This window comes from Actinoplanes sp. NPDC051346 (assembly GCF_040682215.1).
In the GTDB taxonomy this organism is placed as follows: Bacteria; Actinomycetota; Actinomycetes; order Mycobacteriales; family Micromonosporaceae; genus Actinoplanes.
Genome location: NZ_JBFBAJ010000016.1, coordinates 16,420 through 31,552, shown reverse-complemented (window position 1 = coordinate 31,552; position 15,133 = coordinate 16,420). Strand labels below are relative to the sequence as shown.

At 69.0% G+C, this 15,133-nt stretch carries 14 protein-coding genes; 7 read left to right on the top strand and 7 right to left on the bottom strand.

The features are described from left to right. The first annotated feature begins 73 nt into the window (after positions 1 to 73). The 4 genes from AB0M36_RS31665 (at position 74) to AB0M36_RS31650 (ending at position 5,099) form a co-directional block, all read left to right on the top strand. Positions 74 to 1,837: an ABC transporter substrate-binding protein gene (locus AB0M36_RS31665; RefSeq protein WP_364165035.1), complete on the top strand. Its 1,764-nt coding sequence runs from the start codon at positions 74 to 76 to the stop codon at positions 1,835 to 1,837. A 118-nt stretch (positions 1,838 to 1,955) separates the two neighbouring features. After that, positions 1,956 to 2,957 (top strand): ABC transporter permease, encoded by a 1,002-nt coding sequence (locus AB0M36_RS31660; protein ID WP_364165033.1) that lies wholly within the window; start codon positions 1,956 to 1,958, stop codon positions 2,955 to 2,957. 10 nt (positions 2,958 to 2,967) lie between these two features. Continuing rightward, positions 2,968 to 4,035, top strand: a complete 1,068-nt coding sequence (locus AB0M36_RS31655) for an ABC transporter ATP-binding protein (protein ID WP_364165030.1) — start codon at positions 2,968 to 2,970, stop codon at positions 4,033 to 4,035. A gap of 23 nt (positions 4,036 to 4,058) precedes the next feature. Further along, complete coding sequence (locus AB0M36_RS31650; RefSeq protein ID WP_364165027.1) at positions 4,059 to 5,099, top strand: dipeptide ABC transporter ATP-binding protein; 1,041 nt, start codon at positions 4,059 to 4,061, stop codon at positions 5,097 to 5,099. Positions 5,100 to 5,239: 140 nt separating this feature from the next. Here AB0M36_RS31650 and AB0M36_RS31645 read toward each other — a convergent pair whose 3' ends face one another. From AB0M36_RS31645 to AB0M36_RS31625, 5 genes are all read right to left on the bottom strand, one after another. Next, on the bottom strand, positions 5,240 to 6,856 hold the full coding sequence (locus AB0M36_RS31645) for a beta-N-acetylhexosaminidase (RefSeq protein ID WP_364165024.1): 1,617 nt from the start codon (positions 6,854 to 6,856) through the stop codon (positions 5,240 to 5,242). Positions 6,857 to 6,879: 23 nt separating this feature from the next. Continuing rightward, complete coding sequence (locus AB0M36_RS31640; protein WP_364165021.1) at positions 6,880 to 7,239, bottom strand: hypothetical protein; 360 nt, start codon at positions 7,237 to 7,239, stop codon at positions 6,880 to 6,882. Beyond that, positions 7,134 to 7,796 (bottom strand): HNH endonuclease family protein, encoded by a 663-nt coding sequence (locus tag AB0M36_RS31635; protein WP_364165018.1) that lies wholly within the window; start codon positions 7,794 to 7,796, stop codon positions 7,134 to 7,136. The genes AB0M36_RS31640 and AB0M36_RS31635 overlap by 106 nt, the downstream gene beginning before the upstream one ends. Before the next feature lie 111 nt (positions 7,797 to 7,907). After that, the gene (gene leuA / locus AB0M36_RS31630; RefSeq protein WP_364165015.1) at positions 7,908 to 9,647 is read right to left on the bottom strand and encodes a 2-isopropylmalate synthase; all 1,740 of its coding nucleotides are present in this window, start codon (positions 9,645 to 9,647) and stop codon (positions 7,908 to 7,910) included. A gap of 204 nt (positions 9,648 to 9,851) precedes the next feature. Further along, positions 9,852 to 10,676, bottom strand: coding sequence for a hypothetical protein (locus AB0M36_RS31625; protein ID WP_364165013.1), 825 nt, complete (start codon positions 10,674 to 10,676; stop codon positions 9,852 to 9,854). A 236-nt stretch (positions 10,677 to 10,912) separates the two neighbouring features. Between AB0M36_RS31625 and AB0M36_RS31620 the strand changes: the two genes are divergently transcribed. Together AB0M36_RS31620 and AB0M36_RS31615 are read left to right on the top strand one after the other, a co-directional pair. Then, positions 10,913 to 12,178: an aspartate kinase gene (locus AB0M36_RS31620; protein WP_364165010.1), complete on the top strand. Its 1,266-nt coding sequence runs from the start codon at positions 10,913 to 10,915 to the stop codon at positions 12,176 to 12,178. 8 nt (positions 12,179 to 12,186) lie between these two features. Then, positions 12,187 to 13,251 (top strand): aspartate-semialdehyde dehydrogenase, encoded by a 1,065-nt coding sequence (locus AB0M36_RS31615; protein ID WP_364165007.1) that lies wholly within the window; start codon positions 12,187 to 12,189, stop codon positions 13,249 to 13,251. Between the two features lie 236 nt (positions 13,252 to 13,487). Here AB0M36_RS31615 and AB0M36_RS31610 read toward each other — a convergent pair whose 3' ends face one another. Continuing rightward, positions 13,488 to 13,784 carry a hypothetical protein gene (locus AB0M36_RS31610; RefSeq protein WP_364165004.1) on the bottom strand — a complete coding sequence of 99 codons (297 nt, stop codon included), beginning with the start codon at positions 13,782 to 13,784 and terminating at the stop codon, positions 13,488 to 13,490. Between the two features lie 222 nt (positions 13,785 to 14,006). Between AB0M36_RS31610 and pyrE the strand changes: the two genes are divergently transcribed. Then, the gene (gene pyrE, locus AB0M36_RS31605; protein WP_364165001.1) at positions 14,007 to 14,531 is read left to right on the top strand and encodes an orotate phosphoribosyltransferase; all 525 of its coding nucleotides are present in this window, start codon (positions 14,007 to 14,009) and stop codon (positions 14,529 to 14,531) included. A gap of 186 nt (positions 14,532 to 14,717) precedes the next feature. Here the strand turns inward: pyrE and AB0M36_RS31600 are convergent, their stop codons facing one another. Continuing rightward, complete coding sequence (locus AB0M36_RS31600; protein WP_364164998.1) at positions 14,718 to 15,131, bottom strand: MerR family transcriptional regulator; 414 nt, start codon at positions 15,129 to 15,131, stop codon at positions 14,718 to 14,720. Positions 15,132 to 15,133 lie beyond the last annotated feature (2 nt).

Sequence of the window (15,133 nt, the reverse complement as noted above, 5' to 3'; positions counted from 1 at the left end):
CGGCGGTGCCCCCGGTGCACCATCGCATGGTTCACGGAGCCGCTGGTTCCGTTTCGAGGAGGTAGGAGAACAGGTGGTCAGCAAGACAAGGACGGTGGCGGCCGTTGGTGCCGTCGTCGCGTTGGGGCTCACCGCCGCTTGCGGTGGCAACTCCAGCGACAGCAAGACGGCGGAGGGCAAGAGCGCCTTCAACGCCGCGGTCACGTCGGTCGTCAACGCCAGCGACAAGAAGGGTGGCACCCTCGAGCTCTGGAGCTCGCAGGATGCCGACTCGTGGGACCCCGTGCGGGGTTACTACGCCTTCGTGTGGAACCTCAACCGCCTCTACACCCGCAAGCTGATGGACTACGCCTCGTCCCCGGGTAAGGACGGCCTCAAGCTCAAGCCCGACCTGGCGGCGGCCGAGCCCGAGATCAGCGCGGACAAGAAGACCTACACCTTCAAGCTGAAGCCGGGCATCAAGTTCGACGACGGCAGCCCGATCACGTCGAAGGACGTCAAGTACGGCATCGAGCGCGTCTTCGCGCAGGACGTCGTTCCCGGCGGCCCGACGTACCTGATCGAGCACCTGGACCAGGGCCAGAAGTACCCCGGCCCCTACAAGGACACCGACCCGAACAAGCTGGGCCTGAAGTCGGTCGAGACGCCGGACGACACGACCATCGTCTTCAAGCTCGCCAAGCCGTTCGGTGACCTGCCCTACCTGCTGGCGATGCCGGGTGCGGGCCCCGTCCCGAAGGCGCGCGACACCGGCGCCAAGTACGGCGAGAAGCCGGCCGCCTCGGGTCCGTACATGATCTCCGAGTACACCCCGGGCAAGGGCCTCAAGATGGTCCGCAACCCGCACTGGGACGCCAGCACCGACACGATCCGCAAGGCGCTGCCGGAAGCGGTCAACCTGACCATCACGACCAACGCCGAGGACCTGGACTCGCGACTGCAGGCCGGCACCGCCGACCTCGACGTCGGCCAGACCGGTGTGCAGGCCAAGGCCCGCGCCGAGATCCTGCAGGACCCGAAGAAGAAGGCCTACGCGGACGCGCCGTCCACCGGCTTCATCCGGTACGCCGCGCTCGTCAGCAAGGTCGAGCCCTTCACCAACATCGAGTGCCGCAAGGCCGTGATCTACGCGGCCGACCCGACCTCGCTGCAGACCGCTCGCGGTGGTCCGGTGGCCGGCGGTGACATCGGCACGAACATGCTGCCGCCGAACATCGAGGGCTCCGACCCGAAGTTCGACCCCTACGGTCGTCTGGCGGGCAAGCCCCAGGCTGACAAGGCCAAGGCCGCGCTGACCGCCTGTGGCAAGCCGGAGGGCTTCAACACGATCATCGCGGTGCGCAACAACCGTCCCGCCGAGGTCAAGACCGCTGAGGCGCTCCAGGCCGCGCTGGGCGCCGTGGGCATCAAGGCCACCATCGACCAGTACGACGGCTCGCAGGTCGCGTCGGTCACGGGTGCGCCGGACAACGTCCACAAGAAGGGCTACGGCATCATCATCGGCGGTTGGGGTGCCGACTGGCAGACCGGCACCGGTTACATGCAGGCCCTGGTGGACAGCCGTTACATCCAGAAGAACGGCAACTACAACCTGGCCGAGATCAACGACCCGTCGATCGACAAGGGCTTTGACGACGCCGCGCTGCAGACCGACCCGGCCAAGGCCGCGGAGATCTACAAGCAGATCAACACGAAGGTCATGGACGGCGCGTACTACCTGCCGTTCGTCTTCGACAAGGCGCTCAACTACCGCAACCCGCGGCTGACGAACGTCTACATCCACGACGCGTTCGGCATGGTCGACTTCCAGGCCCTCGGCGTCAGCGACGGTAAGTAACAAAACCTTGCCCGCATTCAAGTAACGGGTAGATCGAAGGGCAGGTGAAGGCCGCCCGCAGTTGGCGGGCGCCGGTTCCGCGAGGAATCGGCGCCCGCTCGCTGTTCGGCCGAATGTCGTGCTGAGTTATCTCATCCGGCGGATCGTCAACGCCGTGATCACTTTGCTGGTGGTCACGATGGTGACGTTCGGCATCTTCTTCGCCGTGCCAACGATCACGGGTAGTGATCCGGCGCTGCTCTACATCGGCAAAACCGCCGACGAGGCATCGCTGGAGGGCATCCGGACCAAGCTGGGCCTCGATGATTCGATCCCGGTGCAGTACGGCAAGTTCCTGCAGGGCCTGGTGGTCGGCCGGGACTATGCCAACGGCAACGACGTGACGCACTGCGACGCGCCCTGCCTCGGCTACTCGTTCAAGACCGAGCAGGAGGTGACCCCGCTGCTGCTCAGTGACATCCCGGTGACGCTGTCGCTGGCGGTCGGTGCGGCCGTCCTGTGGGTCCTCATCGGCGTGGCGACCGGTGTGCTCTCCGCCCTTCGAAGAGGAAGCTTCCTCGACCGGGCGGCGATGACGGGAGCCCTGGCCGGCGTCTCGCTACCCATCTACTTCACCGGCCAGGTGGCTCTGCTGATCTTCGTCCACGAACTCGGCTGGCTTCCGGCCACGGGCTACACGCCCATCACCGAGGATCCTGGGGCGTGGTTCGGCGGCCTGATCCTTCCCTGGGTCACGCTGGCGTTCCTCTTCGCCGCCACGTACGCCCGGCTCACTCGCGCCAACATGCTCGAGACGCTCGGCGAGGACTACATCCGCACCGCGCGGTCGAAGGGCCTTCGCGAACGGACCGTGATCGGCAAGCATGCGTTGCGCTCCGGCCTAACCCCGCTCGTCACCATCTTCGGCCTCGACTTCGGTGCGTTGCTCGCCGGTGCCATCCTCACCGAACAGGTGTTCAACCTGCGCGGCCTCGGATATCAGGCGCTCCAGGGCATCCGCCAGAACGACCTGCCGGTGATCCTCGGGGTGACCCTGGTCGCGGCGGCCTTCATCGTGATCATCAACCTCATCGTCGACCTGCTCTACAGCGTGATCGACCCGCGCGTACGGCTGGGCTGAGGAGAGAAACATGTCGACAGACTCCCTCGCGGGCCTCACGTTGCCGGGCGACCGCGGCACCCGGCCGTTCCTGGAGGTCAAGGACCTCACCGTTCGATTCGAGACCGACGACGGCATCGTCCAGGCGGTCAGCTCCTCGTCCTTCGCGGTCGAGCGCGGCAAGACCCTCGGCATCGTCGGCGAGTCGGGCTCGGGCAAGAGCGTCACCTCGCTCGCCGTCCTGGGGCTGCACCGCACCCGGAGCAACGCCAAGGTCTCCGGCCAGATCTGGCTGGACGACCAGGAATTGGTCACCGCCACCGACGAGCAGGTGCGCCTGCTGCGCGGCGGCAAGATGGCGATGATCTTCCAGGATCCGCTGAGCGCGATGCACCCGTACTACACGGTCGGGGCGCAGATCGTGGAGGCGTACCGGGTGCACAACCCCAAGGCCTCCAAGAAGGAGGCCCGGGAGCGCACGATCGACATGCTCGCCCGGGTCGGCATCCCGCAGCCGGAGAAGCGCTTCCACGAGTACGGACACCAGTTCTCCGGCGGTATGCGCCAGCGCGCGATGATCGCCATGGCCCTGGTGAACGACCCGAAGCTGCTGATCGCGGACGAGCCGACCACGGCGCTCGACGTGACCGTGCAGGCGCAGATCCTCGACCTGATCCGGGACCTCCAGGAGGAGTTCGGCTCTGCGGTCATCATGATCACGCACGACCTGGGTGTCGTGGCCGAGCTCGCCGACGACGTCCTGGTCATGTACGGCGGAAAGATCATCGAGCGCGGCCCGGCGGCCGACGTGTTCCACGAGCCGCAGCACCCGTACACGTGGGGGCTGTTGGGGTCGATGCCCCGCCTCGACCGTGAGGTTCGCGACCGGCTCACCCCGGTCAAGGGCACGCCGCCGAGCCTGATCAACCTGCCGTCCGGCTGCGCGTTCCACCCCCGCTGCCCGTACGCGGGCCGCAACGGCGACCGCTCCTACACCGAGGTCCCGGAGCTGCGCGGCGGCGTGCACGCGGTCGCATGCCACATGTCGGCCGATCAGCGCCGGACGACCTTCGAGCAGGAAGTCGCTCCGAACCTGTGAGCGCGAGCGGGAGTGATAAGAAGATGAGCGATGAGAACCTGCTCGAGGTCAGCGGCCTGCAGATGCACTTTCCCATCACGAAGGGCCTGCTCAAGCGCCAGGTCGGTGCGGTACGCGCGGTCGACGGCATCGACCTGTCCGTGAAGGCGGGCGAGACCCTGGGCCTGGTCGGCGAGTCCGGCTGCGGCAAGTCCACGACGGGCCGCCTGATGACCCGCATTCTGGAGCCGACCGCCGGCAAGGTCGTCTTCGAGGGTCGCGACGTCAGCCACGTGGGCAACAAGGGCCTGCGCCCGCTCCGCCGCGACGTGCAGATGATCTTCCAGGATCCGTACTCGTCGCTGAACCCGCGGCACACGGTCGGCACGATCATCTCGGCGCCGCTGCAGATCCAGAAGATGCCGACGCCGAACGGCCTCAAGCGCGCGGTGCAGGACCTGCTCAAGCTGGTCGGCCTCAACCCGGAGCACTACAACCGCTACCCGCACGAGTTCTCCGGCGGTCAGCGTCAGCGCATCGGCATCGCCCGCGCCCTGGCGCTGCGGCCCAAGCTGATCGTCGCCGACGAGCCGGTCTCCGCCCTGGACGTCTCGATCCAGGCGCAGGTGGTCAACCTCCTCGACGACCTGCAGCGCGAGTTCGACCTGACCTATGTGTTCATCGCGCACGACCTGTCGGTGGTCCGGCACATCTCGGACCGGGTAGCGGTCATGTACCTCGGCAAGGTCGTCGAGATCGCCGACCGCGACCAGCTCTACAAGAGCCCTCGTCACCCGTACACGGTGGCGTTGATGTCGGCCGTTCCGGTGCCGGACCCGGTCCGCCGCGACCGGGCCCAGCGCGAGCGGGTGCTGCTGACCGGCGACGTGCCCAGCCCGATCAACCCGCCGTCGGGCTGCCGCTTCCGGACCCGCTGCTGGAAGGCGCAGGAGATCTGCGCCACCGAGGAACCGCCGTTGGTCGTGCGCCTCGACGACCCGGCCTCCCACCAGACGGCCTGCCACTTCCCGATCGAGGAGAACGAGACCGTGTCGGGTCGTCGTCCGTCCGAGACACCGGCATAAAGATCAAGTTCAAGAGCTTCTTGTCGTAGCTCGGTGGGTGGTGCTGACCGCAACTCCCGTCGAGGCCGGGCATGGGGATCCAAGGAGCTGACGCTCCAGAACGGATCCCCATGCCCTTCATTCTGCGTAAGTGGTCGCCCTCAACCCCACACGATCTGTGGCGACGGATAGAAGTTCACGGCTCGCAGGGTCCAGCGGGGACCGTAGGCGCCGAGGCGGGTGGCGAAGGACTCCCAGTTGTGGGTAGCCGCCGGGGACCAGCCCAGTTCGGCGATGGCTGGCAGGCGCGGGAACGCCATGAACTCGATGTCGTCGAGGGTGCGCAGGGTTTCCGACCACAGCGGAGCTTCGACGCCGAGGACGGCCGGCTCGCCGACGCCGGCGACCCGGGTGGCCGGATCCCAGTTGTAGGCCGTCCGCACCTCGATGTAGCCGGCCCACGACAGGCCCAGCGGGGTGTTCCGGTCGTACTTCATGTCGAGGTACGCCTGGTTGGCGGGCGACATGACCACCTTGGTGCCGCGCGTGACCGCGTCCGCGAGGGTGGCGTTGCTGGGCGCGGTGCCCCAGTACTGGGCGATCGCGGTGGCCGACGCCGGCGACTTGGCGATCTCGTTCCACCCGTACGCGGTCTTGCCGTACTTCGCCACCAACGGCAGCACCCGCCGCATGAAGGTCAGATAGTCGGCCTCGGCCGTGGCATGCGCCTCGTCGCCGCCGAGGTGCAGGTACGGCCCCGGGGTGATCGCGGCCAGCTCACGGATGACGTCCTCGACGAACCGGTACGTCGTCTCCGAACCGATGCACAGCGAGCTGTACCCGACCGCGGTGTCGGTGCGCGGCGGCGGAGCCACCCCGTCGCAGGTCAGCTCCGGGTACGCGACCTGGGCGGCGTTCACGTGCCCGGGCATGTCGATCTCCGGAACGATGGTCACGAACCGCTTGGCGGCGTACCCGACGAGATCCTGGTATTGGCTCTTGGTGAGGAAGCCGGGTCCGACGCCGTCGACCCCGGTGCCCGGACCGCCGCTGACGGTGGTCAGGCGCGGCCAGCTGTCGAGCTGGATGCGCCACCCCTGGTCGTCCGAGAGGTGCAGGTGCAGGTGGTTGACCTTGAACCGGCTGATCTCGTCGACGTAGCGCTTGACCTCGTCGGGGGTGTGGAAGTGCCGGGCCAGATCCAGCATCGCCCCGCGGTAGGCGAACCGAGGGCGGTCGACGATGCCGCCACCGGCGACGACCCAGGAGCGCCGGACCGGGGTCGGCGAGTCGATCTCCGTGGGCAGCAGTTGCAGCAGCGTCCGCGTTCCGGCGTAGAGCCCGGCGGGCTGCTCCGCCCGGATCGTGATCGCGGAGCGGGTGACGGTGAGCTGATAGCCTTCGGCGCCGACCGGCGTGCCTCCCGCGTCGAGCAGCAGACTGACCGACGGTGTGCCCCGGCGTGCCGTCGACTCGACCGGCAGCCGATAGCCGGTCGCCGGGCGCAACTCCTCGGCCAGCAGTTCGCCGACGGCCCGCGCCGCGTCGGAGCCGGGCTGCGTCCGGATGACGGTCCGGGGCCCGAGTCGGAAGCTCGTGCCGGAGTCGGGGGTGACCCGCATCGGGGCGGGAATGACGCTGGTGAGGGCCGGGGTGTCGGACGGCGTCCGGGCCGACGCCTGCGCGAGAGCGGCCACCAGGGGCAGGCCCAGCACTGCCACGGCAAGCAGGCGGGTGAGCGCGGGTTTGGGCATGCCCGACGCTACATAGGTTTCCATCTATCTGTAAAGCTTGTTGCGGGTCATCCGTCGGGCCGGTGCAGGATGCCGACCGCGACGGCGTGCACGGCATCGAGGTCCGCCGGGTCCTTCACCTCGGCCTTGGCTCCGGTGACGGTGTACCACTCGTCGGCGTCCTTGTACTGGGCTCGGACCACGACCGAGGCGCCCGAGAGCTCGGTGCGCAGGGTCAGGTCGCCGGTGATGACGCCGACCTCGTCGGTCATCACCCCGCCCTGGCCCGCGACGATGTCCGTGGTCCGAACGTTCGCGTCGGTCATCGGCAACCCTTCAGCATGTCGGTGAGCGCGGCCTTCTCCTTCTCGGTCACCGTCAATTTCCAGCGGGCCTTCACGGTAATCCAGTCGGCGGCGTACTGGCACCAGGCGTCGGTGCGCTCGGGCTTCCACGTGGACGGATCCTGGTCGCCCTTCGAGCGGTTGGACGCCGCCGACACCGCGACGAGCTGAGGGTCGTCCAGGTCGTTGGCGAAATCCCCCCGCCGATCAGTGGTCCAGCTGCTCGCGCCCGAGCGCCACGCGTTGGCCAGCGGCACCATGTGGTCGATGTCGACCTTCGCCGGGTCGGTGAGCCGGTCGCCGTCGTAGACGCTGACCCACGTACCCGCGACGACGTTGCAGCCGGAGACCTTGACCTTGGTCCCGTCCCGTTTGAGGACGGTGTCCCGGACGTCGCAGTTGTCGCCGGTGCTGCGCCAGTGCGGAAACTTGTCGCGGCTGTAGGCGCGCATCGACCCCGCCTTGGTGACGGTCAACCCGGCCAGCCGGGCCCGGACGTCCTCGGAGTTTCTGGTGGAGCTGGTGTCGCCGGGCCCGGAGCCCGAGTCGGTGACGGTCACCTCGCAGCCGGCCGCGGCGAGGGTGGCGAGCAGGGCGGCGGCGAGCCGCAAGGACCAGCGAGAAGCGGGGGGAGGGGGCACGACACAAGCGTATGCAAGGCATGCCCGTTTCGCTCCCGACGTCATCCCTGCCCGAAGCGTCCCGCGCGCCGGGGTACGCCGCCGGCATGAACCGGCGGCGTACCGGAGAACTCAGCGAGCGCGGTTGACGGCGCTGGTCACGGCCTTGATGGACGCGGTGACGATGTTGGCGTCGAGGCCGACGCCCCACACCGTGCGCCCGTTGACGTCGCACTCCACATAGGCCGCCGCCTGCGCGTCCTCGCCCGAGGTCAGCGCGTGCTCGGCGTAGTCGAGCACCCGCACCTTGATCGCCAGCGGCTCCAGGGCCTGCACGTACGCGTCGATCGGGCCGTTGCCGACCCCGGTGAGCGGGCGCCGGGTGCCGCGATGCCGGACCTCCGCCTCGACCTCGACCTTGCCGTCCACCGTGGCCGTCGAGTAGCGGTCGAGCTCGACAACGCCGAACCGCTGGTGGTCGACCAGGTACTCGGTCGCGAAGATGTCCCACATCTGCTGCGGTCCGACCTCGCCACCCTCGGCGTCGGTGACGTGCTGCACCACGCCGGAGAACTCGATCTGCAGCCGGCGCGGCAGGTCGAGCTTGTGCTCCTCCTTCATGATGTACGCGACGCCGCCCTTGCCGGACTGGGAGTTGACCCGGATGACCGCCTCGTAGGTGCGGCCCACGTCCTTCGGATCGATCGGCAGGTAGGGGACCCCCCAGGTGAAGTCGTCCACGTCCTTGCCGGCCGCCGACGCGTCCGCCTGCAGGGCGCTCAGGCCCTTGTTGATCGCGTCCTGGTGCGAGCCCGAGAACGCCGTGTAGACGAGGTCGCCCACGTACGGGTGGCGCTCGTGCACCGGCAGCTGGTTGCAGTACTCCACCGCGCGCTTGATCTCGTCGATGTTCGAGAAGTCGATCATCGGGTCGACGCCCTGGGAGAACAGGTTCAGCCCCAGCGTCACCAGGTCGACGTTGCCGGTGCGCTCACCGTTGCCGAACAGGCAGCCCTCGACGCGGTCGGCGCCGGCCAGCACGCCCAACTCGGCGGCGGCCACGGCCGTGCCCCGGTCGTTGTGCGGGTGCAGGCTCAGGATGATGCTCTCGCGGCGGGGCAGGTGGCGGTGCATCCATTCGATGCTGTCCGCGTACACATTGGGGGAGGCCATCTCGACCGTCGCCGGCAGGTTGATGATCAGCGGGCGGTCCGGGGTCGGGTCGATGACGTCGATGACCGCCGAGCAGATCTCCACCGCGTAGTCCAGCTCGGTGCCCGTGTAGGACTCCGGGGAGTACTCGTAGAAGATCTCGGTGTCGGGGGTGTGGATCTCCGCGTACTTCTGGCAGAGCCGGGCCCCGGTGGTGGCGATGTCGGTGATGCCGTCTCTGTCCAGGCCGAAGACGACCCGGCGCTGGAGCGTCGACGTCGAGTTGTAGAAGTGCACGATCGCGCGCTTGGCGCCGCGGATCGACTCGAACGTGCGGTCGATCAGGTGCTCCCGGCACTGCACCAGCACCTGGATGGTGACGTCGTCCGGGATCAGGTCCTGCTCGATGAGCTGGCGGACGAAGTCGAAGTCGGTCTGGCTGGCGGCCGGGAACCCGACCTCGATCTCCTTGTAGCCCATGGCGACGAGCAGGCTGAACATGCGCCGCTTGCGCTCGGGGGACATCGGGTCGATCAGGGCCTGGTTCCCGTCGCGCAGGTCCACCGCGCACCACCGCGGTGCGGACTCGATGCGCCGCGACGGCCATTGCCGGTCGGGCAGATCAACGGCGAACTGCTGCTGGTACGGGGTGTAGCGCGCGAACGGCATCCGGCTGGGACGCTGCCGGGCGATCGGATCGACGGTTACGTCGCTTGACATGCGAGCTCCTACAAGGTTGGTCAGTTCACGAGGACCGACCGGCGCGCGTCAACTCCGCGACGAGGTGCCGGCCTCGGTTGGGGCCTCGTCGCGGCAGCGAAGAAGGAGCGCATGCCACATGTCGAACGTCACCCTATGTGATCAACTGGGCCGTCGCTAACTGTACGCCCGGATCGTGGGAAACCGGAGGTCACGCGGGACACGTCACGCGGACGGGGTGACGGCTGGCGCGACCGCTCCCGCCGACGCTCCCGCGGCCGGTTTCGTCGCCGGAGGCGTCGTGGGCGGCGGGGACGCCAACCCCATCGGGCTACCGCCGACCACCGGTCCGGGAAGGGTGACGGTGGGCGGCGGCGGAGCCGGCGTGCCCGCGATGGTGAGCGTGCCGAAGGTGACCTTCGCCGCCGTCAGCAGGCCGTCGTCGCCGTAGCAGTAGATGCCGACGTCGACCGGCGCGGAGAGCGAGGCGGAGATCGTGTCGACCGAGAAGCAGCTTCCCGTCGAGCCCGACAGGGGCTGGGCGGCGGTCACCGACAGGGCGGCCTGGCGGTCGGTGAAGACGGGCAGCCACTGCCGGAAGACCCGCTCCACCTTGGGGTCGTACTTTCTCGGCACCCGCTCACCCCGGTCGGCGACGCGTACGCAGGAGGGCACGACCGGATTCGTGGCCGACGGGATGGCGCACTGGAAGACGCCCGCCGCGGTCTCGGCGATCGCCACGTCCGCCGTACCCCCGAGCATGCCCTGGGGGATGTCCACCCGCCAGGTGCCGTCCGCGGCGACCGTCGCCATGATCGAGCGCGGCGCCTCGCCCGGCGCGACGAACGTGTAGAGCGCCGCGAAGCGGTGGTCCTCGGCCCGGGCGGCGCGGGCCGCCAGCTCGATGCGGGCGTCCGCGGCCTCGGGCGCCGCGGCGGGCGACGACGAGGGGACGGGCTTCGCGGGCGCCGCGTCGCCGCAGGCGGCGACGCCGGCGGTCAGCAGGGCGGCCAACGCGGGCAGCACACGCGAGGCGGGGCGGGAGCGCATCGAGACATTCTCGCCTCTCCGCGCCCAGACGCCCGCGCCGTCTCCCGGCGTGTCGCGTGGCATGGCGTGTCTGGAGGGAATATGGCCCGTGGCGGCCCCCACAGGGCCGGATGCTGGGATCGCCTGTCAAAGATCGAGACGGGCGCGGCTAGTCTGGTCTGCGATTGACTCGACCGACGCCGCCGGCCGGAATGCCGGCGGCGTCGGCACGTGCGGCGCGGAGGGAGTCGACTGCCGTGGGCGTGGTGGTGCAGAAGTACGGCGGTTCGTCCGTGGGTGATGCCGAGCGCATCAAGCGCGTGGCGGAGCGGATCGTGGACGCTCGCAAGGCGGGGAACGACGTCGTGGTCGTGGTCTCCGCCATGGGCGACACCACGGACAACCTGCTCGACCTGGCCAACCAGGTCAGCCCGCTGCCGCCCGGCCGCGAGCTCGACATGCTGCTGACCGCGGGTGAGCGCATCTCGATGGCGCTGCTCGCGATGGCGATCCACAACCTCGGGTTCGAGGCCCGGTCGTACACCGGCTCGCAGGCCGGCGTGCTGACGACCTCGGTGCACGGCAAGGCCCGGATCATCGACGTGACGCCCGGCCGGTTGCGCACCGCGCTGGACGAGGGGGCCATCGCGATCGTCGCCGGCTTCCAGGGCGTCTCGCAGGACACCAAGGACATCACCACGCTGGGCCGGGGCGGTTCGGACACCACCGCTGTCGCGCTCGCCGCGGCCCTCGACGCCGACCTCTGCGAGATCTACACCGACGTCGACGGCGTCTTCACCGCCGACCCGCGGATCGTCCCCGACGCGCGCCAGATCGAGCAGATCACCTACGAGGAGATGCTCGAGCTGGCGGCCGGCGGCGCGAAGGTACTGATGTTGCGATGCGTGGAGTACGCGCGCCGGTTCAAGGTGCCGATCCACGTACGCTCGTCGTACTCCAACAAGCAGGGCACTGTCGTCACGGGATCGATGGAGGATCTGGACGTGGAACAAGCGTTGATCACCGGGGTCGCCCACGACCGCAGCGAAGCCAAGATCACCATCGTCGGCGTGCCCGACGAGCCCGGCTCGGCCGGCCGCATCTTCGAGACGGTGGCCCAGGCCGAGATCAACATCGACATGATCGTGCAGAACGTGTCGACCGAGGGCACCGGCCGCACCGACATCTCGTTCACGCTGCCCAAGGCCGACGGCCCCTCCGCGATGGCGGCGCTGGACAAGATCAAGGAACAGATCAAGTTCAAGAGCCTGCTCTTCGACGACCACGTGGGCAAGGTGTCCCTGATCGGCGCCGGCATGCGCTCGCACCCCGGCGTCGCCGCGTCCTTCTTCGCCTGCATCGGCGAGGCCGGCGTCAACATCGAGATGATCTCCACTTCGGAGATCCGCGTCTCGGTGGTGTGCCGCGACAGCGACCTCGACACCGCCGTCCGCGCCGTACACGACACCTTCGAGCTGGGCGGCACCGAGACAGCCGTCGTCTACGCGGGCACCGGACGGTAGCGCCTCGGATGGGGTCACCGCAGCCGACGCTCGCCGTCGTCGGAGCCACCGGCTCCGTCGGCACGGTGATGCGCGAACTGTTGACCGCGCGCCGCAACGTCTGGGGAGAAATCCGCCTGGTGGCGTCGGGCCGCTCGGCGGGCAAGCAACTCCCGTGCCGCGGTGAGCTGCTCCCCGTCCACGAACTCAAGCCCGAGGTCTTCGACGGCGTCGACGTCGCGATGTTCGACGTCCCCGACGCGGTCTCGCTCGAATGGGCGCCGGTCGCCGTCGCCCGCGGCGTCACCGTGGTCGACAACTCGTCGGCGTACCGGATGGACCCGGAGGTGCCCCTGGTCGTCCCGGAGGTCAACCGGGAAGACCTGTACCACCGCCCGCGCGGCATCGTCGCCAACGCCAACTGCACGACCATGGCCATGATCATGGCCATCGCCCCGCTGCACCACGAATACGGCCTGCGCGAACTGGTCCTGGCCTCCTACCAGGCCGTCTCCGGCGCCGGTCAGATCGGCGTCGACACCCTGCACGACCAGCTCAGCAAGGTGGCCGGCGACCGCGCCCTCGGATCTCGCCCGGGCAACGTCCGCCAGGCCGTCGGCGACGACCTCGGCCCGTTCCCGGCCCCGCTGGCCCTGAACGTGGTCCCGTGGTCGGGCGACCTCGCCCCGGAGGGTTGGTCGTCGGAGGAGATGAAACTCCGCAACGAGTCCCGCAAGATCCTCGGCCTCCCCGACCTGAAGGTCTCCGCCACCTGCGTCCGCGTCCCGGTGGTGACCGGACACTCGATCGCCGTCCACGCGGTCTTCGGCTCGGAACTCGACGCCGAAGGAGCCCGCCAGGTCCTCCGCAACGCCCCCGCCGTGATCCTCGTCGACGACCCGGAGGCTGGCGAATTCCCGATGCCGATCGACGCGGTCGGCACGGACCCGTCGTGGGTCGGCCGCATCCGGCGGGCCCTCGACGACCCCCGCGCCCTCGACCTCTTCATCACCGGCGACAACATGCGCAAGGGCGCGGCGTTGAACACGGTGCAGATCGCGGAGCTGCTTGCCGAGGAGATCGGCAAGCGTTAGCTGTAGCGCCCGTGGGTGTTCGTTCGCGTCTTGCCGTTCGCGTCCTGCCTGTTCGCGTCTTGCCGTTCGCGCCTTGCCTGTTCGCGCCTTGCCTGTTCGCGTCCTGTCGTTTGCCGCCTCGGAGTGCGGGTTGTGGTCTGGGGCCCTCGTTCCTTCGTTCCTTCGTTCCCTCGGAGCGTGAGTTATGGTCCGGGCCCCTGTTTCTCGGAACGCTGGTTGTGGACGGGCTTTCGTCCTCAGAGCGCGAGCTGTGGACGGGCCGGAATTCCGGCGATCGCCGGCGCCGCGGTGCGAACGGTCGCCTGCACAGGCACGGAGCTGGGCACCAGCATCGACTCGACGGCCGGGGCGATCGAGCGGCGGTCGCTGAGCTGGATCAGCCGGGCGGCGCGCGCCAGCGAACCGGTCTCGCCGTCGCGGAAACCCTCGCGATAGCCCTTCTCGTAGCGTTCGCCGCGACCGAGGGCGCGACCGATGGCGAAGCACGACGAGCCGGCGAGGGCGATCAGGAAGAGCAGCGCGAAGGGGGTCACGACAAACCTTTCAAAAGACAGAGGTTCGATAAACCGCAAAATAGTCGAAACTAGACAAACCTCTACCCACTCGTTTGAGCAATTACGCGTACGGGTGAATGCCGGTCCCCCCACGCCAGCGCGCCTTCCGCCCGCTCGCCGCCGGGCGGCTGTGGATGGTCGGGACGGCTTGCCCGCACCCGCGCGGGCGGCTCCGTGCGCAAGGTGGAAGGCTGTGTGTTCGTGACTGACTCTGACCTTGCGCGGCAGGTCCGCGACGTGAGCCGACTGACCGGGGAGTTCGTCCTGCGCTCGGGCCGGACCGCCACCGAATACTTCGACAAGTACCAGTTCGAGTCGGACCCCCTGCTGCTCGACAAGCTGGCCGAGCAGATGGCCGTCCTCATCCCCGAGGGCACCGAGGTGCTGGCCGGCCTGGAGATGGGCGGCATCGCCGTGGTGACCGCGCTGGGCCGGCACGCCAAGCTCCCGTGCGCGTTCGTCCGCAAGCAGGCCAAGGCGTACGGCACCGCCCGGCTCGCCGAGGGCGCCGAGGTCGCGGGGCGCCGGGTTCTGGTCGTGGAGGACGTGGTCACGTCCGGCGGCCAGGTCGTCCTCTCGACCCAGGACCTGCGCCGGCTGGGTGCGCACGTCGACCACGCGCTCTGCGTGATCGACCGCCAGGAGGGCGGCGCCCAGGCGTTGTCGGCCGAGGGAATCACGCTGCGCGCGCTGCTGACGCGCGCGGACCTGGAAGCCGCGGCCTGACCACGAATTCCCGAGACTGCTCGGCGTCGGTCCAGGCGCCGAGCTTCGGTACGAGCTTCGGTACGAGCGAGGCGCGGGTGTGCAGGGCGACCCGCGCCTCGGAGTTACCTCGGCGACCCGCTGGCCGCCCGCGCCCAGCCGCGCGCGAAGCCACAGGCCTATTTGGTCGCGTGCCTCAGCCGTCGGTCAGGCCGACATCGATGCTGGCGCCAGTCCAAGTTCTGCTTCCGAGCCCGGTGTCGTTACATGGCAGCCGTTGTAAGGGCTCGTGGAAAGGGCGATGACCGCATCGAGCTTGTCCCGCGTGCGGACGAGCTCGGCGATCTGGGTATCGATGCGGTCGCGCTCGGCCGCGAGGCGCGCCTGCGACTCCGGCGTGCTGACCTTGGCGTCCACGCAAGGCAGCAACTCGGCGATCGTCTTGCTGGAGAGCCCGGCGGAATAGAGCACCTGGATGAGCCGCACCCGCTCAGCCGCCGGCTCCGGGTAGTGACGCTGCCCGCTGGCGCTGCGAGTGGAGGCGAGCAGGCCCTGCTCCTCGTAGTAGCGCAGCGCCCGTACGCTCACGCCGGCCTTGGCGGCGAGCTCGCCGATCCGCATGG